The following is a 22740-nucleotide window of genomic DNA, read 5'->3' as shown; positions in this document are numbered from 1 at the left end:
AACCTTGCCACCATCCGCGTGTTCTCGCAGGCCGCATGTTGCGGAGAGGGAGATATTCATGAAGAAGCTGATGCTGACGTGCGCGGTTGCCGCGCTGATCTCGACGGGCGCGATGGCACAGTCCACGGTCGTCACCACCACCGGCACGGGTCACACCGCCGCGGTCCAGATCGAGCCGGAATACCGCACGAAGATCCGCACCTTCGTGACCGAACACAAAATCCGCCCGGTGGAGACCCGCGAGAGGATCGTCGTCGGTCAGCCGGTGCCGCGCGAGGTGGAGCTCGAGGCCGTGCCCGCCGACTGGGGTCCATCTCTCACCAGGTATCGCTACGTCTACTCCGGGGAACGCGTGATGCTGGTCGACCCGTCGACCCGCACGGTCGTTCAGGAGATCGACTAAGTCCTTCGGGGTGGGTCGCCGAACAGTGGCCCGCCCCGACATCAATCCGGCGCCCGCCGAGTGTTGATTCCTTCCCCGCGAGCGGCCGTCCATGCCCATCATCCGGTACTTCGTTTTCGTCGGCGCGCTGCTGCTGGCGTTGCTCTTCGCGGCCAGCCGATACCTGCCGGCTCCCGTCGAACGCGCAGCGGCGGCCGAGCCGGACAGAACCATCATCCGGATCACCTCGGCGAGAAGACTTCCCGACCGGATCGTCTTCGATACGCGTCCGCGGTCCGACCTTCCAGCCATCGCGCAGGCCGATTCGGTGGCTGAACGGCCGCAGCAGCTTGGACGCGAAGCCATGGCCGCCGCGCCCGCAGCGCCTCTTCCGGAGTCCAAGAACGATCAGCCGATGCGCTTCTCCACAGCGCCTCGTCCGCGTCCCAAGCGCGTTGCCAAGCCATCGAAAAGAGTACCCGAGCCGCAGCTTGCCTTCGACCGACACGACCGGTTTTCAGCTGAATGGAGGTAGAGAAAAGGAAGAGGCAGCGCCTTGCGGAGCGCGGCCTCTTCTGCGTCGGACCGACAGGTTTACCAGTGGTGACGATGCCATCGATGTCGAACCACCGGATAGGATCCGCCATAGTAGGCGTAGGCGGGTCGCACGACGCGCCGATAGCGGTAGCCGTAGGAGACAGGGGCGCTGTAGTAGGTGCTCGTGTAGCCGCCGCCCCAGCCATAGGGTTCGTCGTACCCGTAGTCGTAGGCGTACGGGCCGCCATAGTAGCCGGCGCCGTAGTAACCGGGGCCGCCGTAATATCCGTAGCCGGGGCCCCAACCGTACGCCGAGGACGCAAGCCCGCCGATCACGGCACCTGCGACGAGGCCGCCGGCGATGCCCGGGCCCCAGCCACCACCCCGCCAGCGAGCTTCGGCGGGAGATGTCGTGGCCACCGAAGCCAAACCGAGGGCGCCGACCATGAGCGCCGACATTGCAATCTTCTTCATCGGAATTCCTTTCTCATTGCGTGCCCCGGCCGTTAACGGGAAAAATAGGCAATGGTTGCTACTGCGGCGGCATTCGGCAAAGCAGGATACGGCGTGAACTTCCAGGTCACGGTGCTCAAGATCCTCGTCAGCTATCCCGACGGGTTCGCCGTCATGGCGGATCTCAAGCGGGACATGGCTATCCTGGCCACCAGCGGCCGGGAGTGGGCGGACAGAACTCGTCGCCTTGCCGCCCGCGTCCCCGATCTCGACCTTTTCTCGCAGGGACTGGTCGAGCGCCTGAACGGCGGATGGCGGATCACCGATAAGGGGCGCGCGGTGCTCGACTTCATGGAAGGAAGGCCTGTCGAGGCGCAAGCGAAGCCAGGCGCTTCCGCTGCAATCCCCGCCTCCGAGAAGGCCACTCCAAGGCTCCTCGCCCGGACAAGGAGCGCCCGAAGCAGGCGCCTGCAACGCCGCCGGGCGGCACGCGAGAAAGCAAGTGCCAAGGCGTAGACGCCTCCGCGTACAGATCGGGAAAAACTGGAAACTTTTATGCGCGCGTTGAGTTTGCGTCGGATGCAAATGCCGGCGGCCGGAGCGCGACGATGTTCGACGATGTAGTGTTGAAGACTGCCGCGGAGACGGCATGGACGGTGTACCGGTCGCGGCACCCCGGCATCGACGCTCGAGATGACCGGCGTTGCCTGCTGCAGCGTCATCTGCGGAGGAGATGGGAAGAACGACGAAGCGATACCGAAGGACTCGCGAGCTTCGGAATAGCTTATCTCGACCGGCTCCCTAGAGAGGAATGCTAGGACGGCTAAGAGCATTCGTTGCGCGGGCGGCTCGCGGAAGCACCAGGCCCTACTGGACTTTGCTCGCGATCTCCTGTCTCGCCTCCGCCGCGATCGTCATGGCGCTGCGCTTTGTGGTCGAGGGCTGAAAAGCAGACGCGTCCATCAAAAGAAAACGGCCCGCCGGGTTTTTCCCGGACGGGCCGCTCCGTCGTCAACCGGTTCAGTGCATGTGAATCAGGAAGTATCCGGCACCGCCGACGAAGATCACTGCGGGGACAGCCCACAACAAGATGACGGGCATGACGTTCTCCTCCATTCCGATTCTATCGGAAGGACCTGGCGGCCCTTCAGTTACTCGGTGCAGACCTTCGTGGTCTTCACGGCGGATTCCGCCTCGACCTTGGTCTTGTACACGCCGTCGCCAACGACCGTGGTGGTGGTCGTGGTCGGCTTGCTGTCGACGACCGTGCACTTCTTCGTGGTCGCGTCGCGCACGATGTAGAACTCCGCGGCGCTCGCGGCCTGGGTGCCAAGGGCGAAAGCGGCGAGAGCGCTGCACAAGATCAGTTTCTTCATGATGTCCTCTCCTCCAGTAGCGTTTCAAGTATCACGCAAACGAGAGCGCGGACCTAAAGTTCCTCTTTTTCCCAATTCCGATGCAGCAGTGGAAAGGCCTCATCGTAACGGCTTTCGAGAAAGAGAGCGAAAAAAAATTGCCGTTAATTCCCGATTGGAACTGAAGGTGACGTTGCATGTTGATCGGCACCATGTTTCAGGAGGTTCAGATGAACAAACGTCTTTTGTTGGCAACCACCGCCTTCGTCGCGATTGCGACTTCGGCCTTCGCCCAGTCTTCGCCGAGCACCTCGACGACCGCGCCGTCGGCGCAGCGTCAGCAGGATTCCACGTCGACTTCGACACCTTCGACAACGAGCTCGCCGGCGGCTTCGACCACCAGCCCGTCGACGTCGAGCGCCGCGCCCAGCAACTCCGCGCAGACCTCGAATCCTTCGTCGACAAATTCGGCCCAGACGCAGCCGCCTTCGTCCCCGAGCCAGAGCGCAGCTGGCCAGGCGCCCAACTCTGGCAACAACACCAGCACCTCGCAGGCCCCGGCATCCTCGAATTCGCCGAGCCAGGCGCAGACGAACACGACCACTCCGCAGTCGAACCAGGCCCAGACTAGCCAGCCTTCCGGCAACTCGACCCAGTCGGCCAACCCGCCGGCGTCGAGCAGCAACCAGGCGCAGCAGAATCAGACCGGTTCGAACTCCACAAACGCCGCGCAGCGGACCAACGATAGGCAGAACAATGCCGACCGGTCTTCGATCAACGTGAACGCGTCGATCAACATCAACGATCAGCAGCGCACCCGCGTCAGCCAGTCGATTGCGCGTCTCGACGTGAGGCCGCTCACCAGCGTGAACTTCTCGGTGTCCGTCGGCACGGTCGTTCCGCGCGACGTGCGCCTGCAGCAGCTGCCGGCCGACGTGGTCGAGATCGTTCCGCAGTACCGCGGCTACGACTTCGTGATCGTAAAGGACGAGATCGTCATCGTGGAGCCGTCCAGCTACAAGATCGTCGCCACGCTGCCGTATTCCGGCAGGTCGACGGCTTCCGCGCCGGCCCGCAGCGAGGAGCGCAAGACCACCTTCAGCGATCGCGACCGCGAGGTGATCCGGAAGCACGCGAGGGCACGGCCGGTCGAGCGTGAGAAGCACGTAACCACCGGTAGTACCGTCCGCACCGAGATCCGGACCGGCGAGCGCGTGCCCGAGGGCGTCGAGGTCGAGACTTTCCCGGAGGAGGTCTATCGCGACGCGCCGACGCTGCGCGAGTATCGGTACATCAACCGCGACAGCCACACCTACATCGTCGAGCCGCGCGAACGCCGCGTCATCGAAGAGATCGACTGATGTCGCTACGCTGACTTCGATGGCCCCCGGTCGTTGCTACCAGGATTGGGGGCCATTGCAGCGGCAGCCCAAGCAACGGTTTGGCTTCGGCGCTAAAACTGGCAAGCAAGACAAGGGCCGCTTTCCGAGCGGCCCTTTCGTTGACAATCTGGGATGAACCGTATGTCCACTCTCGCAAGGCTGACGGCACAGAAAAAACAATTGCTGGCGCGGCTCGGAGCCGATCCGGCCCCGAATGAGCGCGCCGAAATCCAGGCGCTGCTCGCCAAGATCGAAACCGCTCTCAAGCTGCTGGACCCGCAAGGCGCTTCTCTGCCGGACAGGGGTTGACGAGACCCATTAGGCCTATTTTTAAGGTGATGACGACGATGCGCTTGGTTGCCAGCTTGACGGAGGTCTGCCTGGTTCTCGGCAATTTCGGTTCCGCCGAGGCACGTTCCTATCGGAGCGACGCCTTCGACGGCTCGTGGCATCTAATCTTCGAGACGCGATCCGGATCTTGCGACCCAAGCTATAGTTTCGACGTCAACGTCTCGAATGGCAACATTTCTCATCCGAACCTTGTCAGGTTTCGGGGCCGCGTATCGAGGAGCGGCGCGGTGCGGGCCTCCGTGACAGTTCAGGACAAGCATGCCGAGGGCACCGGGAGACTAGACGCGACAAGCGGATCGGGCACGTGGAGCGGATACTCGGGCACCGCCAAGTGCGGGGGGATCTGGAGGGCGACTAAAGCCTAGAAAGCTTCTGAACTATGGAAAAGGGTGGACGCGTCCCGCTCGATAGAAGACTGGGGAATCTGGTTGGCCCCGACTGGCAGACGGCGGCCGAGATTCAAAGAATTTCCGGCGGAGAAACGCTTGAAGTCGCGAAGACACTCGATCGGCTGTGGGAGGCCGGGCTGATCGAGCGGGAGACCCTGGACATAGGCATTGGTGTTCGGCGCAAAGGTGGAGGAGCCCAATTGCGTCGCATCAGATACAGGCGCAAATCCTCGAAGCTGTAGCGATCGGTTTGAGCGTCGTGGGCGGATCTCTACTTCCCTACGAAACGGCTACCGCTCCTGAAGCGCGATGTCTCTATCGATGGAGACACCTTGTTGCTATTGACTCCGTCCCCGGGACGACGGCGTTAAGACGATTTTCAAGCAGCTCGCTTGGAATAAGGCTACCGGAGCGGGAGCGGCTTTTTTGGGAGAGGCGGATTCGAGTCAGCAATCTCAAGTTCGGCGACGCTCAGACACCGACACTTCGTCGCATTCATTTCGCGCGTGTCCAAACAACGTCGACGACCTCTCCGCTCAGCGGACGGATGGTGAGCGTGAGCCGATCTCCTGTGATCGCCACAAAGCGCTTCTGGTCCGTGCCGTTCCAATTCGGGAACGAGCTCCCTGCGACATGAATCGCGATGCTGTGGTCCGCCTCGTTCACCGAGTATGTTCCGAAGTAGGTCTGGGTCCCGTTCGCCGTAACCGTGTTCTCTTCGGCAGTGCCCTGCCAAAGCGCGCTGCTGGCGTTTTTCGCGCGATCCGACCGCATGACCGTGATGACGTACCGCCCGCCAGCGTCGAAGACGGCCATGCCCGCCGGGCTCGCTCCGAACTGCTGCAATGTGGTGCCATCGTTCTTCTTCTGCTCCCAAGAGACCGCCATCCATGTTCCGACGAGTTCGTCCTTCAGGGTTGATTGCTGCCCCCAGGCTCCGTCCGCTGGAAGAGACAATCCCAGCGCCGCGATGACGCAAAAGCTAAGGATCCAACGGTGTTTCATATCGCGTTCTCCGTTTCTGCCTCGGAAATGCTGCCCGCAAATCCGGGCCGACGGTAGCGCGTCGCCGCACTGTGTTGTGATCGCGCGGCTTGAGCGGCGATCAACCGGGCACGGGACCTGCGGCGGATCGGCTTGTCGGCGCGAGGTCGGCAGGGCGTGCTCGGCCCGCATCTCTCGCCCGTCGGCGTTCCGAAAGAAACCGCGTCAGCCACCCGAGAAGGTCGGCGGTCCGGCGATGCTGCGCGTCGTGGATAATGCGGTCGAGATCCTGAAATAGATTGGTTTGGTCCTGCATTGCCTACTGCGTTCGGAGGGAAGCGTCTCAGGGATTCGATACAAGACGAGAGACGGGCTTTTTCGGATGGTCAGTCAGCGACCCATCACGGCCCGGATCGCGACGCCGATCACGAACGCGGACAGGACGGTCGACGCGATGGGATATTTCGTGTTGTCCACGGCTAGTGCGACGCTTCGAGCTTCCGCATCTCTTGCAGGCGGGCGAGGCAATAGTCGCGATAAAGAACTTCGATGAATGTCCACATGACCAAATCCCCATCCGATCTAATGCGAACAGGGTGCTCCCGTTCGGTTTCAGCAGTGTGTCGCGACCGCGGGAAATGGTTTCCCCGTTCGGCTGGCCGGCGGCTATCGACCCGACCCCGCGCGAACCCTCGAGCTACTGAAGTCCGAGCCGCACGCTGCTGCACCTCCGGCGGAACCGTTAGGCCCAGGCGGCGCGCAGCGCGCATGTCCACGACAAGGCTCGGGCAACACAGGGACTCGATCGGCAACTCGTTTGCGGAACGGCCCTCGAGGAGACGGCAGGCTTGCCCCGCCATGCGGTGGGCAGCTTGCCCAAGCGATGTTCCGTAGCTCAGAAGGCCTCCGGCGCCGGCCTGTTCCAGCGCAACCAAGGCCGGCAGGTTCTGCGCCAGAGCACGCTCCGCGATCTGGACGGCATGAACGCCGATGATCGGGTTTTCCAGCGCCACGAGAGCTTGCGTGCCATCTTGGCCCATCCTGGCGAAGGCCGTCTGCAGATCGGGTTCAGGCCCGACGACACGCAGGTCGATTGCGTGCAGACCGGCTTCCCGCGCGGCGCGCGTGCCGGCATTGCGAAGGCAATCGGAGACGGCTGCGTCGGACAGATAGGCGATCCTTGTCAGGTCAGGCTTGATCGCGCGGAGCAGCGCGATCTGGGCCGCCGCATGGCCGTCGTCAAAGGTCGTAACGCCTGTCATGTTTGCCAAAGGGTCGCCCGAAGGACGCGCGAGCTCGTCCCCGGCCGGCTGTACGACCACCGCAAAGACGATCGGAATCGCGGCCGTGGCAGCTCTCTCTGCGCGCGCGGTCACTGCGCCGACCGCTGCAATCAGATCGACGCGGAGCCGCACCATGTCCTGCGCGTATCCGGCGAGTTTCGTCGAGTCCCCGTATGCGATCCGTTCATGGAATACGACGTTTTCGCCCTCGACCAAACCGTGCTCGCGCATGCCTTCCTTGAGCCAATGGCTCGGCGAACTCCGCGGACAGTTCGATCACTTCCCGACCTGGCGCACCAGCCAGCAGTCGGTGTGGGATATCCGCAAGCGCTTCCAGTGGTGCCAAGTCGCCATCTGGGCTGACGATCTGCCCCCCGACGCTCCCGAATATGGCGACCTCGAGCTCTATCTCGCGAGCCAGAACGCGGGACAAAAACTTAGCGTTCCCGGCATCCGCCACTAGCCGCACAGAATCGCTTGTACAAGCTTGGTTTCCGAGGAGTTCAATTTGGCAACGCGACGCGAAATCCTTCAGGTCGGCGTAGCAGCCGCAACGCTGGCCGCTGCGAACGGCCTCGGACAACTGGGCCGCGTTACTGCCCAGCAACGGCTGACTGAAGCCGAACTCCTCAGGTTCGAACCGATGGGCAACATTACCCTACTGCACATCGCCGATCTGCATGGTCAGTTGATGCCAGCTTACTTGCGCGAGCCTTCGATCAACGTCGGCGCAGGCAGCGTCATGGGCTTGCCGGAAGGGGCGAAAGCAAAGGACCTTCTGTCTCATTTCGGCATCCCGGCCGGCTCAGGTGCCGCCCACGCGTTGACTTCGGAAGATTTTGAGCAACTGGCAAATGCCTACGGCCGGATCGGCGGCCTCGACCGCACGGCGACCGTGGTCAAGTCCGCTCGTGCCGAGCGCGGCGCCGAGCGGGTTCTGCTGCTTGACGGCGGCGACACTTGGCAGGGCTCGCTGACCTCCTACAGGACGCGCGGGCAGGACATGGTCGAATACCTCAAGCTGCTCAAGCCCGACGCCATGACCGGCCACTGGGAATTCACGCATGGCGAGGCCCGAGTCAAGGAATTGGTCGAAGCGCTGGGCTGTCCGTTCCTTGCCCAGAATATGCGCGACAATGAGTGGCAGGATCCGGTGTTCGAGGCCTATTCCGTGATCGAACGTGGCGGCATCAGAATTGCCGTCATCGGTCAGGCGTTTCCGTTCACCGGGCTCGGCATTCCGCGCAGGCTGATTCCCAACTGGAGTTTCGGCATTCGCGAGGAAGACCTGCAGGCCACCGTCCTCAAGACCAGGCAGCAAGGGGCCGCGCTGGTCGTCCTGCTCTCGCATAACGGGTTTGGCATCGACCGTAAGCTCGCTAGACGGGTCGAGGGTATCGACGTGATCCTGACTGCCCATACGCATGATCCGTGGCCGCAGGTCGTCCGGGTCGGCAAAACGCTGCTAGTGGCTGGCGGCAGCCACGGCAAATTCCTCGCCCGCCTCGATCTCGATGTGCGCGGCGGCCGCGTAGAGGGTTATCTGTTCAAGCTGATCCCGCTGTTCTCGGACGTGATCCGTCCCGACCTCGAGGTGCAAGCGCAGATTGCGAAGGTTCGCGCGCCGTTCGCGGCGGAGCTTGCCCGCGTGGTAGGCCGCTCGGATAGCCTTCTCTACCGGCGTGGTCGCTTCGACTGCAGCGCCGACGACATGATCTGTGCCGCACTGCTCGAGGAGCGCGACGCCGAGATCGCGCTTTTCGCCAGGCTTCTGGTGGGGGACGAGCCTCTTGCCCGGCGCGCCGATCACTGTTGAGGACATCCACAACATGACTTCGATCGCCTATCCCGAAGTCTGCCGCGCGCCGCTGACTGGCGAACGCTTGAAGAATATCATGGAGGACGTTGCCGACAACCTGTTCCATCCTGATCCCTACTACCAGCAGGGCGGCGACATGATCCGCTGTGGCGGCGTCGGGTATTCCATTGATCGGCGCAAGCCGATCGGACAGCGGATCTCGGACATGGTGATCTTGAAGACCGGTAAGCCGATCGAATCCTCCCGCGACTACATGGTTGCAAGCTGGGGCTGCACGGGCGACGCGGTCGAGGGACCCCCTATCTGGGATCTGGTTGAGCGATATGTCGCGCGCAAGAGGGTCGTCACCGCATCGTCTGTTTCAGCGATATCAGTTGTCGACAGATAGGCGGCAAGCCTCTCCCTTTGCCGACCCGGACCGAGTTGATAACCTCACTTGGGCGCGCCGAGCTTTTTGAGCCGACGCAAGTCGCTTGCGGCCTCCGAGAGCAGCCACTCGCGGAACGTCACGATCTTCGGCAGGTTCGCGGTCGCCTTGGGGCAGAGAATCCAGTAGGTCTTCGACAGCGGAAGCGACAACGGAAACGGCCGCACCAGATGGCGGTTGACGAGGTCCCATGCCGCCAGAGCGGTACGCGCCAGCGCGATGCCTTGTCCGTTGATTGCGGCGTCGATCACCATGCTAGCGCGGTTGAGGACTGGGCCGTGAGTCGCGGCGGCATCATCAAGTCCGGCTTCCTGAAGCCAATTCTTCCAGTCGGCGCGACTGTCCATGTGGATCAGTGGAAACTTCAGGATGTCGGCGGGTTTGCTCAAGCGTCGTTTGCCGGACAGCAGCTTCGGGCTGCAGACGGCAAAAAGCTGTTCAGGGCTCAGCCGCACCGCGTCCAGCCCTGGCCAGTTGCCGTCGCCATGGCGGACCGCAAGGTCGACCTCCTCCCGCGCGAAGTCCACGTGATGCAGCGTGGCGGAAACCCGCAGGTCGATGCCGCTGTGCGCCTCCGCAAAATGGCCGAGCCGGTGCACCAGCCATTTGGCGGCGAAGTCTGGTGAGGTCGAGACGGTGAGCACGCCTGCATTCTGCCGCTGCAAGAGCCGCTCGGTGCCGATGGCGATGCGGTCGAGCGCGTCGCGCACCACCGTGAGATAATCGCGACCGGCCTCGGTGATGATCAACCGCTGCCGCTCGCGGTTGAACAGCTTGAGCGCAAGCTCCGTCTCCAGCGCTTTCACTTGATGGCTTACCGCGCCTTGGGTCACACAAAGCTCTTCGGCCGCGCGCGTAAAACTCTCGTGGCGCGCAGCGGCCTCGAAAGCCTTCAGGGCATTGAGCGGCGGCAGGCGTGGGCGCATCGAACCGACTTCATGAGAAAAACTAAGGCAGGCAGGAGAAACGATGCTTTGCGGGGAAGCATCCCGCAGCATTATTGAACAGCTCCAGCGCAGCGTTTCAAGCCATTTGGAGCTATCTATGTCCATCCTGCTGACCGTCCCCCGGTCGATCCCTCCCGTGCCGGCGACGAACCCGGCCACCCCGCTTCATCAATTCAGCTCAGGAATCAAGCCAGCCGTTCGGCGGCAGGGATGGTGGAGCTGGCTCGACCGGCAGCACGAACGCAGAGGCCTGCGCGAGATTGCCGATAACCCGCATCTGCTCAAGGATCTGGGACTAACTCGCGAACAGGCGCTGTGTGAGGCTACCAAGCCGTTCTGGCTCTGGTTCATGCTCTAACCCAGAGGAGAAAAACGGATGTCTGACCCGATCGTCTACGGTTTTCCACGCAGCACTTTTGTGAACATCGTTCGCCTAATCCTGACTCACAAGGGCGTAGCCTACCAATTCCATGACCTCGAGCCGGTGATGGGGAAGCCCGATCACCTGGCGCTACACCCGTTCAATCGCGTACCGATCCTCAGGCATGACGATCTCACCGTCTATGAAACGAGTGCAATCGCCGCCTATGTCGACGAGGCCTTTGGCGGCGTGTCACTGACGCCGAAAGACATCAAAGCGCGGGCGCGTATGAACCAGTGGATCAGCGCGGTCAATAACTACTACTACCCCTATATGATCTACCACGTGACGCATGAGCGTCTGGTTTTCCCGGAGCTGGGAATTGCCTCTGACGAGAAAGTCGTCGCGCATGCGCTGCCAAAAGTCGAGACGGCGCTTTCGGTCGCCGAGCGCCAGCTTGCGCACGGCAAGGACTTCTTGCTCGGCGACGAGCTCTCGATCGCGGATTTCTACCTGCTGCCGAGCACGTTTGCCTTCAGCCTCACGGCCGAGGGGCAGTCGATGTATCCCAAGTTCCCGGCCTTCTGCCGCTGGCGGGAGCGCATGGACCATTTGCCGGAGACACAAAGGCTGCGCGCGTCCGTGCAACGCTTGCCGATCGAACACGCACGCGAATGGGCCACTTCGCACCGGCCGAAATACTGACCATTTCGGCTGGCGCGCGGCGCTAACGATAGAAGCCGCTTCGTCAACCAGAGCCGTCGCCGGCTATGGAGGCCGGCCAGAAAGCCCCGAGTACGGCGGCGCTGGTCCCGCCATGCTAAACGCGACCAGCACCAAGCGGAGGTGAACGCTACGCGACCCTCGGCAGAGGCAGTTGGGCGACGCCCGGCACCACTTCCTTGATGCGAATATTGCGGAATTGCACCTTCGAACCATCATGATGGTTTTGCAGTGCGATATGGCCGCGAAGCGAGCGCGGGTTCGGGTCCGTGTAGTCGTTCACAAGCACATCATTCAGCGTCACTTTGATGCGGTTGCCGATGGCTTCGATCACGAACGTGTTCCACTGCCACGGGCCCTTCGCAACATCTGTGCGGGTCGGGGCGCTGATGTTGTAGATTGCGCCGGTGCTCCGTAAGGGATCATTCTCCTTCTGCGCCTCGGAATTAAATCCGCGCGGATCGATCTGGATTTCGTAGCTCTGGTCGATGGCCGCCATCCAATCGTTCGGATTCGAACTGTTCAGGTTCGGCACGCGGATGAAAACACCGGAGTTGTCGGTGCGGCTCGCGTTCTGCCATTCGAGCTCGAGCACGAAGTCCGAGAAGCTTTCACGCGTGTACCACAGCAGCCCGGATCCGCCGACGGACTCGAGAATGTCGAACACCTGAAGGAAGCTTCCGACGCCCGACATCTGCCAATCGGCCAAACTTCCGGTGTAGAGCGATTTGAACTGCACCGACGGGGCCGGCGTCAGTGCGGCAACGACGGCCGCGCTGGTCTCACGCGCGAGCGCCAGGCCCGTCAGGGACGGGTTGGCCGAGCCGAGGGTGGGGAACAAGGCAGGACCGGCAACGTAGGTGTTCGAGATGTGATGGAAGCGTCCGACGGGGTCCGTAATCGACATCGCCGGATCATCGCCCATCCACAGCGTGCCCCCTTCATGATGGGTGTTGCCCAACTGATCCTTCGTGACGGCAAACGGATCGGGGGGCGGAACGCCTTGCCAGCCGCCGTTGTACAAATACTGGACGTCGCCGGCGCTCTTGCCGAGGCGACCAGCCAACTCGACAGCCGCTGCGGCGAGCTTTCTCCAAGCGGCGTAGTCGTTCGGCGTGGGCGTGAAATTGACCCAAGCGCGGGCGCTCAAACCATCGCTCTGAAGCGGATCGGCTCCGTTCGTTAGGTTCACGAAGCTGGTCGTGCTGCCTGGTCCGCTGCGCTTGTCCCCGTCCATTTCTCCGAGGCCTCGGAAGACGATTGCCACCCAATCGGGGTCCTCGTTCGAAAGCAGGTTCCGCAAGAGGTCGATGTCGGGCACCATCGTCCACATCGTCGCTTCCGGGTTCTGTCCCCTCTCCGCCGATGCGAGCACCTGAAAATGATAGCGGCGCTTGCTTCCGTCAGGGTTTGTGATCTCGCCACGAACGATCGCGCCGGCCTGTTCGAGCGTTGTGAGCGCGCCGAGCCCGAGGGCGCTACGCTTGACGCGCACCGTGAGATTGGTGCGCAGATGGGCCATGAAATTGGCGCCCATGCTGAACGGGCCGCGAGTGACCGGAAACGACTCAAGGGCCAACCGCGTCGACTCGATGGTGCCCACCGCTAGGACCACCTGACAATCGGTACTGAGATTGTTCGGAGCGGAAAGCGACCGGAATTGACCATTATAGGTCAGATCGATCCCGCTGACCCTGCCTCCGGCGGTCTGCAAGCGTATGACGTGACACCGGGGAACGAGGAAGAAGCGGCGCCGCGAATTGTCATTCAGCGTCCAGCGCTTGGCGATGTCGTCGCGGATGCTTTCGAGCAGCATGGGTCCGCTGCTGAACTTGTCGAACGAAAAGAGCCCGGGGCCCGGCGCGTTCGCCTGCACCGCGATCGGAGCTTCTTCGACTAGATCCAAGCTCAGGTCAGGCAGAATCACGTTCGTACCTGCAGCAACGGCTCCCAACTGGGCATTGACCGCCGTGTTGAGGGGACCGGATAGGTAATCTGCCTTGTCCTGTACGCCGATCTCTCGCTCCACATCCGGGTAGTTCGCGTTCAGAAAATCGCGCGCGCCTTTCGGCCACGCATTGAGGTCGGCCGGCATCAGCCGCGGCGACCAACCTCCCCAGAATAGTGAGCGGCCACCCGGGCAGTAAGCCAGTCCGGTGAACGGCTCGTTGCTATGCCAAGGAATGCCCCATACGCCATTGCGCGCGCCTGGATCCTGATTGTTGGCCGTGACCAGCGCGCTATCAGGCGGATTCAGGCCGAGATGCGGCATGTTCTGCACGTGCGTCGGCGCAAGATAGCCGCCCGCGTCCAGGAGCAGCACCCGCAAATTCTGGTCCGCGCCGGCGCGGTAGATTTTGCTGGCAGCGTAAGCGCCGAACATTCCGGCGCCGATGACGACGACATCAAATGGCCGGCCGCCATTGTTCACGGCTTCGTCGTACGTGCTGCACACATACCTGCCGAGCAGATCACGCGTGAATTCTGTGTCCTGGATATCGACTGGAGTCGAGGGGTCATTTCGCAGAAAGGTCAGCATCGGAGAGCTCCTTTCGAGGCGTTGTTGAAGCAGCCATGAGGCGCATGGCCTGGATAGCCGCAAAGACCTGGCCCGCAAGCGCGGCCAAGAACAAGAATATGAGAAGCTGGCGGCCGGTTATATGAGCCGGTTCACACGCACAGCGCGAATTGGCTCGGCTCGACGGAGGCCGGACGGCCCTTCGGAACTGCAGGTAGTGCAGAAAACTATCTGACCTCGCCATAGGCCAGATCATCGAACAGAGTCACGCTGTCCGCCTTGGTCCACAAGCCAATCATGCCAGCGTCAGCGATCGTAGTGTCCTCCACCTCGAAGATCGGCTTTCCGTCATAGGTTACCTTGAACCGACTTCCCGTGAAGTCGCAACGCAGCACGTGCCATTGCCCGGACGCCACCGGCGTACTGACGCCATAGCCGCCCTTGCGCCCGACAATATCCAGCGAGGTACGAACGCCTTTGATGGTCTTATAGAGCACCACGTTGTCCTCCAGCGCGTTGGCTCGCACGACATAGTAGTTGTCGGCATCTTTCGCGCGCCAGATGATTCCCGCTGCGCGATCCTCTGAGCCGGCGATGGCCTTGAATTTGACCTCCACGAAGCCGTCACGGAAACTGGAATCATTCTTGATGGCTACCGGGAAGGTCGCCCGCCCGGATTGCTTGAGCACGTTCGGCTTGCTCGGCGCCGTGGCGTCGGCCTCAACCGTCCATTTCGGTTGCCCCCGGCCGGTCTTTGTCAAAGTCCATCCTTCCAGCGGCATTCCGACAGGAGTGCTGTCAAAGTTCAGGGTGTTGGCCACGGCGTTACCTCCCAGCAAGAAAACCAGCATGGCCGTCAAGGCAAACTTCGCCCGCGCAAAGAATCTGCGCGGAGGGACATATGGGCAGATCATCGATTTGCGCATCATTACATCCTGTCTTTAAGCCCATTCTTTACGAACCAAGCCCATCCCGGCGAGTTGATGCAGACCTCCAGTGAGGAAGGGAGACCATCATGAGAAATTCAGCAGCGGCAGCCCTGTTGTCCTCTGTCGTACTGGCGTTCGCATTCAGTGAAGGCGCGGCACAAGCGCAGTCCACCCCTGTCCAGCAACCTCAGTCGCCCCAGCAGTCGGAACAATCCCGCGAGCAGGATCGCAGCCACGCGGAAGACGTCACGATCGGACGCGACTGGAAGGCTCAGGGCGGCGAAGCCGATCACACCGGCCAAGTCGCGCCGAACGAGGACCATCAGACGGTCGGCCGCGATTGGCGCGCTCGTCCGGACGACAAGGATCGGCAATAGGCGACCTGGCCAGACTTGCGATGTCGAGCGTGCGGCCGAAGAAACGATCGCCGCACGTCGCTCCACCGCCTGACCATTCTCAAGCGCCACACGCATGGTCACTCCTCACTTAAGCCCGGTGAGCACCCAATCCGGCTGAAGGATCGGATAGGCGATCAGCCCGACCACGGCCGTGACCGCAATCATCATGGGATTGCTGACCTTCCAGCGGAACAGCACGGCCAGCGACACGATCCCGATGAGCGCGGTCAACCAGTCGCCGATCGCGATCTTGCCGAGCAGGAAGCTCGCACCCAGAATGGTCCCTATTGCTGCCGCATAGGCGCCCTTCACAAACCCCTGCACGTTCGGATTCTTGCGATGGCGCGCCAGCAATGGCGCCACGATCAGGACAAGCAGGAAAGACGGAAGGAAGATGCCGACCGTCGAGATCAGCGATCCCCAGAAGCCCGCCACCAGATAGCCGACGAAGGTCGCCGTGATCACGACCGGCCCAGGGCTCATCATGCCGATCGCGACGGCCACCAGGAATTCGCGCTCGTTGAGCCAGCCATATTGCTGCACCAGCCCCTGCTCGAGGAAGGGAACGATGACCAGGCCACTGCCGAAGGTGAGCGAACCCGCCTTGAGGAAGAACAGCAGCAGCTTGCCCAACGTGGAGCCGGTCGCGGCTGGCACGGCCGCGGGTGCCGCTGCGGGGATCAGTGCAAGCTGCATTGCGACGGCCGGACGCCTGATGTGGCCGTAGTAGACGATACCCACGATGCCGGCCCCTATGAACAGCAGGGCGACCTCCGCCTTCAGAATGACTGTGACGGCCAGACAGACCGCGGCGATTACCCACTGCAGCCAGTCTTCCATGCCGAGCTTCGCGAGGCGGTAGCAGGAATGCAGGATCAGGGCGATCACGGCAGGGCTGACGCCATAGAAGATACCCGTGACAGCCCTGAGATCTCCAAGGTGGACGAAGAGCGCGCCGAGGGCCGCAACGATGACGAAATTCGGCAGGATGAACGCCCAGCCCCCGGCCCACGCCCCCCAAAAGCCGCAGCGCAAATAGGCGATAAAGATGCCGACCTGAATGGCGAGCGGCCCAGGAAGCGATTGGCAAATGGCGATGGTCTCGCGCATCTGCTCCTTGGTGAGCCACTTCTTGTCGTCGACGAGCTCGCGCTCCATCTGGCCGACCAACGCCACCGGTCCACCGAAACCAAGAAAGCCCAGTCGCAGGAAATAGCGCACCATCTCACCCATCCTTCTGCGCTCGGTGCTTGTCGTTGTCGTCGTCATCACTTCTCCCCGTCCCCGTGATATGCGGGCTGCAAAATTCCATCGAGCGAGCCGCCGAGCCCCATCGGCGTCAATTCGATCCGGTCACCGACCCTCGTCACTTGGAAGCAACCATCGTCCATTTCTCCGAGGTAAAGACAAAGTTCGTCCTTCTCGACGATCCATTTGCCGACCTTCTTCACGCCCATCGAGAAGCTCCGAAGCGTACCGTCCGGCTCATAAACAAAACGATAGTGACCTCGTCCGTGAGTTGCTTCCCCGGAAAAGCCGGCTCGAATCTGTGTACCGGTCAGCTTCCGAGCGCCTTCGGCGGCGACAAAGCCGGCATCGAGGGTGCCAGTCCCCCGATGCCGGTAGCGAGTGCCGCGATGAGACACCTCGCAAGTTGGCCTTTCGAAGCCGGCATCCTCACTTCTTGCAGGCCTTCAAACACATCTGGTACTCGGTCTTGCAGGCCGGGCCGGCGTAGTTCTTCATACAAGCCGCGCGCTGTTCGGCGCAGACCTTGCAGGATTGCGCGCGAGCCGCCTCTGAGGCAGCAAGCAGACCGGCCAGCGCGAAAACGGCGACAGCAAAGTTTCTCATCTCGCTCACCTCGACTCTCCTCAGCCTTCCCTAGCGTATTGATCATAGAGCGCGGCAGCGTTGTCCCAGCGAATAGCCTCCATGTAGATGTCGACGTAGCGGGCAGCCGCCGCACCGAAGTCCATGTGATAGGCATGCTCGTACATGTCGAGAACCAGCACGGGACGGCCGCCGGCGAGCGTCGTCGTATGATCGGCCGCCCACTGGTTGACGAGCCGCTTGTTCCGGGGGGAATAGGAAAGGATGACCCAACCCGAACCACCACCCTCCGCCTTGCCCATCGCCGCGAACTCCGTGCGCCATCGCTCGATACTGCCGAAGTCGCGTGCAATCGCATCGGCGAGAGCGCCGCCCGGCTTGCTCGCGCCACCGAGACCGTCAAAGTAGATCTCATGCAAGATCATCGAATTGGCCGCGATCAGCTCTTCGCGTTTCAGGCCGTTGATGACGAAGTTCGGCGCCTTGGCGAAGTCCAACTCGGCGAGTTGGGCGCCGATCGCGTTTAGCCGCTTCACCGCGCCGCCGTAGTTGTTCTCATAGTGGCTGACGAGCACCTTTTCAGAGATGCCGCCGATCGATTTCGGATCGAACGGCAGCGGCTTAATTTCGTAGGGCATTATAGGCAACTCCTTCGCTCAATCTGTGGCTCAACTCTTCGTACTAGCGGTCTTGTCGAGCGCGGCGCGCAGGCCCTCGGCGAGCTTCAAGGCGTCGTCGTTCGCCCAGAAGTGCATGAAGAACAGCCGCGGCTGCTCATCCAGCATGTGGCTGTGCAGCGCGGTCACCTCGATGCCGTGGGTCCGCAGCGCCAGGATGACCGGATTGACCTCCTCGCCGGTCAACACGAAGTCGCCCGTGATGGCGGCCTTCCCGCCGCCCGTCGGCTGGAAGTTGATGCCAATCGCGACACCCATCGGGCCGACGGGGGTCAACGGCATGCCGTCCTGCGTGATCGGGTCTCGCCGCTTGACGTTGAACTGATAGACGCCGCCGTTGGCCTGACCCTTTACGCCGATGATCTGGTCGAGCTTCGCGGTGTCGAGATCGACGGCGGGCGGCGGGCTCGCCGGCGCAGCGACCGTCAGCGGCGTTTTGCTCTCGGCCAGCGCGTCGTGGATGGCCGAGGCCAGCTTGACGGGGTCGCCATGGCCGGCGACGTGCATGTAGAAGGTTGCAGGGCTCGCCCGCAGCAGATGATTGTGCACGGCCGTGATCTCGAGACCGCTGGCAATCATCTTCGCCATTACGGGGTTGATCTCGGTCTCAAGCAACACAAGGTCGCCCATGACCATCGCGCCGCCGTGGCCTGGTTTGAACGCGACCCAGCCGCCGAGCGCCAGCGCCGGTTTTATCGACACGCCATCCAGCGTCACGGAAAGATCGGTACGAGGGAAGCCATAGCGGTGGACATCGTCCGAGACGGCGGGTTTGCGCCCCAGCGTCTCGTCGACCTTCTGCCAGTCGACGCTCTGCGCACGTGCCGCCGAAACAAAGGAGCCGGGACCAGATGCGAGGATGCATGCGCCGAGCGCGATCAAAGCGTGAATTGTTCGTTTCATCGTACTGCTCCTCGAACTCAGTTTCGCTCTTTGATCTGGCCGCGGCTGTCGACGACAAGCGTTACCGGCTTGCCGTCTTTCACCGCCTTGGCGGTGGTGCCTTCGGCCGTCGATTTGACGTCTTTCACCTGCGAGTAGCCGGCCGCCTGGATCTTGGCGATCAGCTCCTCTTGGGTCAGGGCATGAGCGGGCGAGAGGGCCGCCGCAAGCGCCACGAAAAGCACTGCCCGATAGATCATCGATGTTCGCATAACTGATCTCCTGGTTTGTCCCTGCCCCAGAAGTCATCAGGCCTTCGGCCTTACCTGCCCTTGTTGGTCGGCTAGTTTTGCAATTGCTTGGTCGCGTCGCGGCACCATCGGTGGAACGCGTCGTCGAACTGGAGATCCGCGTTCAACTTGCAACAGAGCTTGGCCGCGGTGCTTTCGCTGAGCTTCTTGCTCTTTTTGACAGACCACGACGGCGGATTGGCCCGTCACGCGAGAGGCCCACTCCTGGACGTCGAGATGCGAGCGCCGCCCGGCGTCCGGAATCAGGCGCGGGTCGGCTGAAAAATCCTGGTCGATGGGCACATCGACGAGCGTCCGCGCGGCCGACGGACCTACCAATCGGGACACCTTATCGGGTGAAATGGAGGAGTACGATGCTGACATGCTGCGCCCTTGGTGATCAGGACGCGATTCTTGGGCATGACGCCTCGCGGGGAGATCGCAAATCCCCGTCACGCAAATAGAACCCCTGATCCTCGAGCTGTCAACCCGCGTCCGCTCGGTGCTCCCCGAAACCATCGATGGACCGTCACGAAGATTTCATCGTCCGATTGGAACGGATCCGATATCGCCTCTGAGGCAACCTCCCCATCGGAAAACCGCAGCTTGAAGTATCCACGCGGTCTCACGTAGACTGTCGGTCCGGGACCAAGCAGACTCCCGGCGAGACTTCGGTCCAAGTTCTGCGCAGCACGCAACACGTGGAGCTTGCGCATGGATATCGAAAGACACCCCTCTCCTCGTCGTACCGTCGCCATCCTCTCGCGAGGAGATGCCGCCGCGCGCCGAGATGCCACCTCGAAGAACGGCCGCTTCGTGGACGTCTTCGACGCCCTCGCAACCGTTGGCGTCGAAGGGCGTCCTGCGATCTACGACGAAAGCTTCGCCGATGCAGTCCGCGAGCAACTGCTCGCGGTGGACGGCGTGCTGGTCTGGGTCAACCCGATTCAAGACGGCCGGAACCGCGCCGGCCTCGACGCCCTGTTGCGCGACGTCGCCGCGCAGGGCGTGTGGGTGAGCGCTCATCCGGACGTCATCCTCAAGATGGGCACCAAGGAGGTCCTCTATCGCACTCGCTCGATGGGCTGGGGATCGGACACGGCGCTCTATCAGACCGCCGCCGCGATGCGCGCCGAGCTGCCTGCACGGCTCGCCGCCGGTCCGCGCGTGATCAAACGCAACCGGGGCAACGGCGGCCAAGGCGTCTGGAAGGTCGAGAAGCTGCCGGCCTCCTCCATGATCAAGGTCCTGGACGCCACCAAGGACACGCCCGAGGACCTCACGCTCGATGATTTCCTTCGTCGCTGCGCGGAGTATTTCGAAAGCGGCAGCGTGATCGACCAGGCGTTCCAGCCTCGCCTGAGCGAGGGTGTGGTGCGCTGCTACATGGCTGGTGACCGCTGCGCCGGCTTCGGCCATCACAAGGTTAAAGCCCTTGTCGACTCGCCTGCCGCGCGTTCAGAGGCCGGACCGCGGCTCTACTGCTCGAACGCGGACCCGCGCTTTCAGCGGCTGCGGCGGCTGATGGAAGACGAGTGGACGCCGCAGCTAATTTCGCTGCTGGAGATCGCAGGCGGTGACCTGCCCGCGATCTGGGACGCCGACTTCATGCTCGGGCCGGTCCAGGCCGATGGGACGGACAGCTACGTGCTTGGCGAGATCAATGTCAGCTCGGTGCATCCCTATCCGAGCGAGGCCCCGATGGAGATCGCCCGGCGGGTTGCCGACCGGCTGCAGCTCAAGCTCTGACGCATGTTGACGGTCAGAGGGCTCAAGCGCCTGCACCTCTCCGTATCATTTGACCTGCCGGACGGCGAATGCGTCGCCCTGCAGGGGCCGTCCGGAGTCGGGAAGACCTTGCTGCTCCGCTCCATCGCGGATCTCGATCCCAACGAAGGAACGGTCAAGCTGGACGGCATGCTCAGAGAGGCGATGCCCGCCCCGGCATGGCGAAGGCGGGTGACCTACCTCGCCGCCGAGCCGGGCTGGTGGTCCGACACCGTGCAGGATCACTTCGCCGCCTGGGAGGATGCCCTTCCGCTGGTCGCGCGACTGGGCTTGCCGGACGACTGCGGAGCGTGGTCGATCCAAAGACTTTCGACCGGCGAGAGATTGCGGTTGGGACTTGCGCGGGCGCTCATGCTGCGATCACGGGTGCTTCTGCTGGACGAGCCGACCTCGGCCCTCGACCCGGCAGCCGCTGCGGCCGTGGAAGGTGTGATTGCCGAACGCATCTCGGATGGAACGAGTGTCCTCTGGACGACTCACGACGGCGCCCAAGCCCGCCGGGTCGGGGCCAGGATTTTTGTGATGAGAGCCGACGGCGGGATCGAGGAAAACCGGCCGTGACCTACATCCAGCTTTCGTACGGCGACCTGCTCCTACCCGCGCTCCTTGTCGTCATGGACGGCGTCTTCTCGCTTGTTCTCCGCCTCAAGCTTGAGAAGCAATTGGCTGTTGCGACCGTGCGCATGGTGGTCCAGCTCGTCCTCGTCGGATACGTGCTGACGTTCCTGTTTGCTGCGGTGTCCCCGCTCTGGACCGCTCTCGCCGCCCTGATCATGGTCCTGTTCGCCTCGTGGGAGATCGTCGCGCGGCAGAAGCGGCGCCTTCAGGGCGTTTGGAAGTACGGCCTGGGCGCGGGATGCACGCTGCTCGCCGCGGGGACGGTCACGATGTTCGCACTCCTGACCGAGCTACGACCCGATCCCTGGTATCATCCGCGCTATGCGCTGCCATTGCTGGGCATGATGCTGGGCAACACCATGACCGGAACAAGCCTGGGCCTGGACGTGCTGACGAACAGCCTGGTGCGCGAACGAGCCGGCGTGGAAGCTTGTCTTGCGCTGGGTGGCACCCGACACCAAGCCCTGCTGCCGGTCATACGGGACGCCTTGAGAAGCGGCTTCATGCCGATCATGAACAGTATGGCGGCGATCGGCCTCGTTTCCTTGCCAGGGATGATGACCGGCCAGATCCTTGCCGGCGTCGAGCCTGTGGATGCGGTCAAATATCAATTGCTGATTATGTTCCTGATCGCCGGTGGGACTGGACTCGGAACGTTGGCTGCTGTCCTGGGCGGCGCACGCCTGCTCACTGACCATAGACATCGGTTGCGTCTGGATCGCCTCGCCGCGGAAAAGTCCGCTTGAACCCGCTGGACGTTCAACTCTTGAACGCGGGCTCGCGGCAGACGCGATCCGCGTGAGGCTCAGCGATCCGTGCCCGCTTCGGTTCTCCTCATAAAAGATGAAGCCCTTATCCGAATGATGTTGGTCGAGATGATCAAAGAGGCTGGGCATTCGGTCGTTACGGAAGCAGGCGACGTCAAGAAGGGCGCTGCCCCTTGCAACTCACGCGGACTTTGATCTCGCCATATTGGATATAAACTTAGGCGGCGGCGCCGACTGGCTCTCAGGAGAAGCACAAAAAGCATGAGATGTACGCACAGTAAGAAGGGCACGTAAACAGTCGGAATGTAAAACGTGGCGCCGAGTGCCGAGGGAAAAAAGTTCGCATCAAAGAGGCCTTTGTAGAAGGCGAACAGAAGGTCTGCGGCCCCCCACAGGTTAAAGATCCAAAGCGCGGCGTATCCCGCGCGCTTACGCAAGAGCATTAAGGCCACCCAAGCGAGTATGACTGCAAAAAGGTCACCGAACGCACTGGCCACTGCGAAGGATCGGGGCAGCGATCCCGCAACGCCAGGAACAAGGAACGATGCACCGACGAAGCGAAATACATTAGGGTCTGTACCTAATTAGCGAACTTTGATTCCCTCGCACCGAATTGATTCGGTGCGGGGGAGTTGGATGCGCAAAGG

At 62.3% G+C, this 22740-nt stretch carries 26 protein-coding genes and 1 pseudogene; 13 read left to right on the top strand and 14 right to left on the bottom strand.

Translation table 11 applies throughout. The features are described 5' to 3' along the window. Positions 1–58: 58 nt before the first annotated feature. Together XI06_RS30960 and XI06_RS30955 are read left to right on the top strand one after the other, a co-directional pair. Complete coding sequence (locus tag XI06_RS30960) at positions 59–403, top strand: DUF1236 domain-containing protein (RefSeq protein WP_237866375.1); 345 nt, start codon at positions 59–61, stop codon at positions 401–403. A gap of 91 nt (positions 404–494) precedes the next feature. Continuing rightward, positions 495–917, top strand: coding sequence for a hypothetical protein (locus XI06_RS30955; RefSeq protein WP_237866374.1), 423 nt, complete (start codon positions 495–497; stop codon positions 915–917). A gap of 59 nt (positions 918–976) precedes the next feature. Here XI06_RS30955 and XI06_RS30950 read toward each other — a convergent pair whose 3' ends face one another. Further along, positions 977–1393, bottom strand: a complete 417-nt coding sequence (locus XI06_RS30950; protein ID WP_237866373.1) for a hypothetical protein — start codon at positions 1391–1393, stop codon at positions 977–979. 93 nt (positions 1394–1486) lie between these two features. Here XI06_RS30950 and XI06_RS30945 point away from each other — a divergent pair, with 93 nt between their 5' ends. Next, positions 1487–1888: a hypothetical protein gene (locus XI06_RS30945; RefSeq protein WP_237866372.1), complete on the top strand. Its 402-nt coding sequence runs from the start codon at positions 1487–1489 to the stop codon at positions 1886–1888. Positions 1889–2523: 635 nt separating this feature from the next. Here the strand turns inward: XI06_RS30945 and XI06_RS30940 are convergent. Both XI06_RS30940 and XI06_RS43595 read right to left on the bottom strand, forming a co-directional pair. Further along, positions 2524–2748 (bottom strand): hypothetical protein, encoded by a 225-nt coding sequence (locus XI06_RS30940; protein WP_237866371.1) that lies wholly within the window; start codon positions 2746–2748, stop codon positions 2524–2526. A gap of 316 nt (positions 2749–3064) precedes the next feature. Then, the gene (locus XI06_RS43595) at positions 3065–3412 is read right to left on the bottom strand and encodes a hypothetical protein (RefSeq protein ID WP_333909377.1); all 348 of its coding nucleotides are present in this window, start codon (positions 3410–3412) and stop codon (positions 3065–3067) included. Between the two features lie 94 nt (positions 3413–3506). Here XI06_RS43595 and XI06_RS43590 point away from each other — a divergent pair, with 94 nt between their 5' ends. Both XI06_RS43590 and XI06_RS30930 read left to right on the top strand, forming a co-directional pair. After that, positions 3507–4088 (top strand): DUF1236 domain-containing protein, encoded by a 582-nt coding sequence (locus tag XI06_RS43590; protein WP_333909376.1) that lies wholly within the window; start codon positions 3507–3509, stop codon positions 4086–4088. A 162-nt stretch (positions 4089–4250) separates the two neighbouring features. Beyond that, positions 4251–4418 (top strand): hypothetical protein, encoded by a 168-nt coding sequence (locus XI06_RS30930; protein WP_237866369.1) that lies wholly within the window; start codon positions 4251–4253, stop codon positions 4416–4418. Positions 4419–5344: 926 nt separating this feature from the next. Here the strand turns inward: XI06_RS30930 and XI06_RS30925 are convergent. Then, a complete protein-coding gene (locus tag XI06_RS30925) occupies positions 5345–5854 on the bottom strand; it encodes a lipocalin-like domain-containing protein (RefSeq protein WP_237871096.1) in 510 nt (169 codons plus the stop codon). Positions 5855–6312: 458 nt separating this feature from the next. Further along, positions 6313–7347 carry an ABC transporter substrate-binding protein gene (locus XI06_RS30920; protein ID WP_237866367.1) on the bottom strand — a complete coding sequence of 345 codons (1035 nt, stop codon included), beginning with the start codon at positions 7345–7347 and terminating at the stop codon, positions 6313–6315. Between XI06_RS30920 and XI06_RS30915 the strand changes: the two genes are divergently transcribed. Continuing rightward, the gene (locus XI06_RS30915; protein WP_237866366.1) at positions 7346–7579 is read left to right on the top strand and encodes a hypothetical protein; all 234 of its coding nucleotides are present in this window, start codon (positions 7346–7348) and stop codon (positions 7577–7579) included. The two genes, XI06_RS30920 and XI06_RS30915, sit on opposite strands and share 2 nt — an antisense overlap. Before the next feature lie 45 nt (positions 7580–7624). Beyond that, positions 7625–9323 (top strand): annotated as a pseudogene (gene soxB, locus XI06_RS30910) (thiosulfohydrolase SoxB). Positions 9324–9367: 44 nt separating this feature from the next. Here the strand turns inward: soxB and XI06_RS30905 are convergent. Then, on the bottom strand, positions 9368–10288 hold the full coding sequence (locus tag XI06_RS30905; protein ID WP_249798501.1) for a transcriptional regulator GcvA: 921 nt from the start codon (positions 10286–10288) through the stop codon (positions 9368–9370). Positions 10289–10445: 157 nt separating this feature from the next. Here XI06_RS30905 and XI06_RS30900 point away from each other — a divergent pair, with 157 nt between their 5' ends. Together XI06_RS30900 and XI06_RS30895 are read left to right on the top strand one after the other, a co-directional pair. Next, positions 10446–10667, top strand: a complete 222-nt coding sequence (locus XI06_RS30900) for a DUF1127 domain-containing protein (protein ID WP_237866364.1) — start codon at positions 10446–10448, stop codon at positions 10665–10667. An 18-nt stretch (positions 10668–10685) separates the two neighbouring features. Next, positions 10686–11375: a glutathione S-transferase family protein gene (locus XI06_RS30895; protein ID WP_271607137.1), complete on the top strand. Its 690-nt coding sequence runs from the start codon at positions 10686–10688 to the stop codon at positions 11373–11375. Between the two features lie 148 nt (positions 11376–11523). Here XI06_RS30895 and XI06_RS30890 read toward each other — a convergent pair whose 3' ends face one another. Next, entirely contained in the window at positions 11524–13932 is a 2409-nt protein-coding gene (locus tag XI06_RS30890) for a family 16 glycoside hydrolase (protein WP_271607136.1), read from the bottom strand. Positions 13933–14138: 206 nt separating this feature from the next. After that, positions 14139–14840, bottom strand: coding sequence for a family 16 glycoside hydrolase (locus XI06_RS30885; RefSeq protein WP_237871100.1), 702 nt, complete (start codon positions 14838–14840; stop codon positions 14139–14141). 86 nt (positions 14841–14926) lie between these two features. Between XI06_RS30885 and XI06_RS30880 the strand changes: the two genes are divergently transcribed. Beyond that, a complete protein-coding gene (locus XI06_RS30880) occupies positions 14927–15217 on the top strand; it encodes a hypothetical protein (protein WP_237866360.1) in 291 nt (96 codons plus the stop codon). Positions 15218–15322: 105 nt separating this feature from the next. On the opposite strand, the gene chrA is transcribed toward XI06_RS30880, so the two are convergent. The 6 genes from chrA to XI06_RS30850 all read right to left on the bottom strand — a co-directional run bounded on the left by chrA (position 15323) and on the right by XI06_RS30850 (position 18902). Then, positions 15323–16507 (bottom strand): chromate efflux transporter, encoded by a 1185-nt coding sequence (gene chrA / locus XI06_RS30875; protein ID WP_237866359.1) that lies wholly within the window; start codon positions 16505–16507, stop codon positions 15323–15325. Then, positions 16507–16695, bottom strand: a complete 189-nt coding sequence (locus tag XI06_RS30870) for a hypothetical protein (RefSeq protein ID WP_237871102.1) — start codon at positions 16693–16695, stop codon at positions 16507–16509. Before XI06_RS30870 ends, chrA begins: the two co-directional genes overlap by 1 nt. A 220-nt stretch (positions 16696–16915) precedes the next feature. After that, a complete protein-coding gene (locus XI06_RS30865; protein ID WP_237866428.1) occupies positions 16916–17101 on the bottom strand; it encodes a hypothetical protein in 186 nt (61 codons plus the stop codon). An 11-nt stretch (positions 17102–17112) separates the two neighbouring features. After that, positions 17113–17709 carry a superoxide dismutase gene (locus XI06_RS30860; protein ID WP_237866357.1) on the bottom strand — a complete coding sequence of 199 codons (597 nt, stop codon included), beginning with the start codon at positions 17707–17709 and terminating at the stop codon, positions 17113–17115. 30 nt (positions 17710–17739) lie between these two features. Beyond that, entirely contained in the window at positions 17740–18651 is a 912-nt protein-coding gene (locus tag XI06_RS30855; protein WP_237866356.1) for a DUF1259 domain-containing protein, read from the bottom strand. 17 nt (positions 18652–18668) lie between these two features. Next, the gene (locus XI06_RS30850) at positions 18669–18902 is read right to left on the bottom strand and encodes a PepSY domain-containing protein (protein WP_237866355.1); all 234 of its coding nucleotides are present in this window, start codon (positions 18900–18902) and stop codon (positions 18669–18671) included. Positions 18903–19634: 732 nt separating this feature from the next. On the opposite strand from XI06_RS30850, the gene XI06_RS30845 reads away from it, so the two are divergent. Genes XI06_RS30845 through XI06_RS30835 form a run of 3 tightly spaced genes read left to right on the top strand, consistent with a single transcriptional unit; the run spans position 19635 to position 22072 of the window. After that, complete coding sequence (locus XI06_RS30845) at positions 19635–20669, top strand: Cj0069 family protein (RefSeq protein ID WP_237866424.1); 1035 nt, start codon at positions 19635–19637, stop codon at positions 20667–20669. Between the two features lie 3 nt (positions 20670–20672). Continuing rightward, complete coding sequence (locus XI06_RS30840) at positions 20673–21269, top strand: ABC transporter ATP-binding protein (RefSeq protein ID WP_237866354.1); 597 nt, start codon at positions 20673–20675, stop codon at positions 21267–21269. Next, positions 21266–22072, top strand: a complete 807-nt coding sequence (locus tag XI06_RS30835; protein ID WP_237866353.1) for an ABC transporter permease — start codon at positions 21266–21268, stop codon at positions 22070–22072. The genes XI06_RS30840 and XI06_RS30835 overlap by 4 nt, the downstream gene beginning before the upstream one ends. The last annotated feature ends 668 nt before the right edge of the window (positions 22073–22740 follow it).

This window comes from Bradyrhizobium sp. CCBAU 11434, assembly GCF_028128895.1.
In the GTDB taxonomy this organism is placed as follows: Bacteria; Pseudomonadota; Alphaproteobacteria; order Rhizobiales; family Xanthobacteraceae; genus Bradyrhizobium; species Bradyrhizobium zhengyangense.
Note: the sequence above shows the minus strand (reverse complement) of the source record. Positions and strands in the feature narration are given on the sequence as shown.

Bases quoted from the DNA above. Each gene is read 5' to 3' on its own strand.
- XI06_RS30870 (WP_237871102.1), bottom strand. From the start codon at position 16,695: ATGGGCGTGAAGAAGGTCGGCAAATGGATCGTCGAGAAGGACGAACTT.
- XI06_RS30960 (WP_237866375.1), top strand. From the start codon at position 59: ATGAAGAAGCTGATGCTGACGTGCGCGGTTGCCGCGCTGATCTCGACG.
- XI06_RS30880 (WP_237866360.1), top strand. From the start codon at position 14,927: ATGAGAAATTCAGCAGCGGCAGCCCTGTTGTCCTCTGTCGTACTGGCG.
- XI06_RS30925 (WP_237871096.1), bottom strand. From the start codon at position 5,854: ATGAAACACCGTTGGATCCTTAGCTTTTGCGTCATCGCGGCGCTGGGA.
- XI06_RS30930 (WP_237866369.1), top strand. From the start codon at position 4,251: ATGTCCACTCTCGCAAGGCTGACGGCACAGAAAAAACAATTGCTGGCG.
- XI06_RS30885 (WP_237871100.1), bottom strand. From the start codon at position 14,840: ATGATGCGCAAATCGATGATCTGCCCATATGTCCCTCCGCGCAGATTC.
- XI06_RS30940 (WP_237866371.1), bottom strand. From the start codon at position 2,748: ATGAAGAAACTGATCTTGTGCAGCGCTCTCGCCGCTTTCGCCCTTGGC.
- XI06_RS30890 (WP_271607136.1), bottom strand. From the start codon at position 13,932: ATGCTGACCTTTCTGCGAAATGACCCCTCGACTCCAGTCGATATCCAG.
- XI06_RS30840 (WP_237866354.1), top strand. From the start codon at position 20,673: ATGTTGACGGTCAGAGGGCTCAAGCGCCTGCACCTCTCCGTATCATTT.
- XI06_RS30845 (WP_237866424.1), top strand. From the start codon at position 19,635: ATGGATATCGAAAGACACCCCTCTCCTCGTCGTACCGTCGCCATCCTC.
- XI06_RS30895 (WP_271607137.1), top strand. From the start codon at position 10,686: ATGTCTGACCCGATCGTCTACGGTTTTCCACGCAGCACTTTTGTGAAC.
- XI06_RS30955 (WP_237866374.1), top strand. From the start codon at position 495: ATGCCCATCATCCGGTACTTCGTTTTCGTCGGCGCGCTGCTGCTGGCG.
- XI06_RS30950 (WP_237866373.1), bottom strand. From the start codon at position 1,393: ATGAAGAAGATTGCAATGTCGGCGCTCATGGTCGGCGCCCTCGGTTTG.
- chrA (WP_237866359.1), bottom strand. From the start codon at position 16,507: ATGACGACGACAACGACAAGCACCGAGCGCAGAAGGATGGGTGAGATG.
- XI06_RS30915 (WP_237866366.1), top strand. From the start codon at position 7,346: ATGCCTTCCTTGAGCCAATGGCTCGGCGAACTCCGCGGACAGTTCGAT.
- XI06_RS30920 (WP_237866367.1), bottom strand. From the start codon at position 7,347: ATGCGCGAGCACGGTTTGGTCGAGGGCGAAAACGTCGTATTCCATGAA.
- XI06_RS30905 (WP_249798501.1), bottom strand. From the start codon at position 10,288: ATGCGCCCACGCCTGCCGCCGCTCAATGCCCTGAAGGCTTTCGAGGCC.
- XI06_RS30860 (WP_237866357.1), bottom strand. From the start codon at position 17,709: ATGCCCTACGAAATTAAGCCGCTGCCGTTCGATCCGAAATCGATCGGC.
- XI06_RS30850 (WP_237866355.1), bottom strand. From the start codon at position 18,902: ATGCGAACATCGATGATCTATCGGGCAGTGCTTTTCGTGGCGCTTGCG.
- XI06_RS30855 (WP_237866356.1), bottom strand. From the start codon at position 18,651: ATGAAACGAACAATTCACGCTTTGATCGCGCTCGGCGCATGCATCCTC.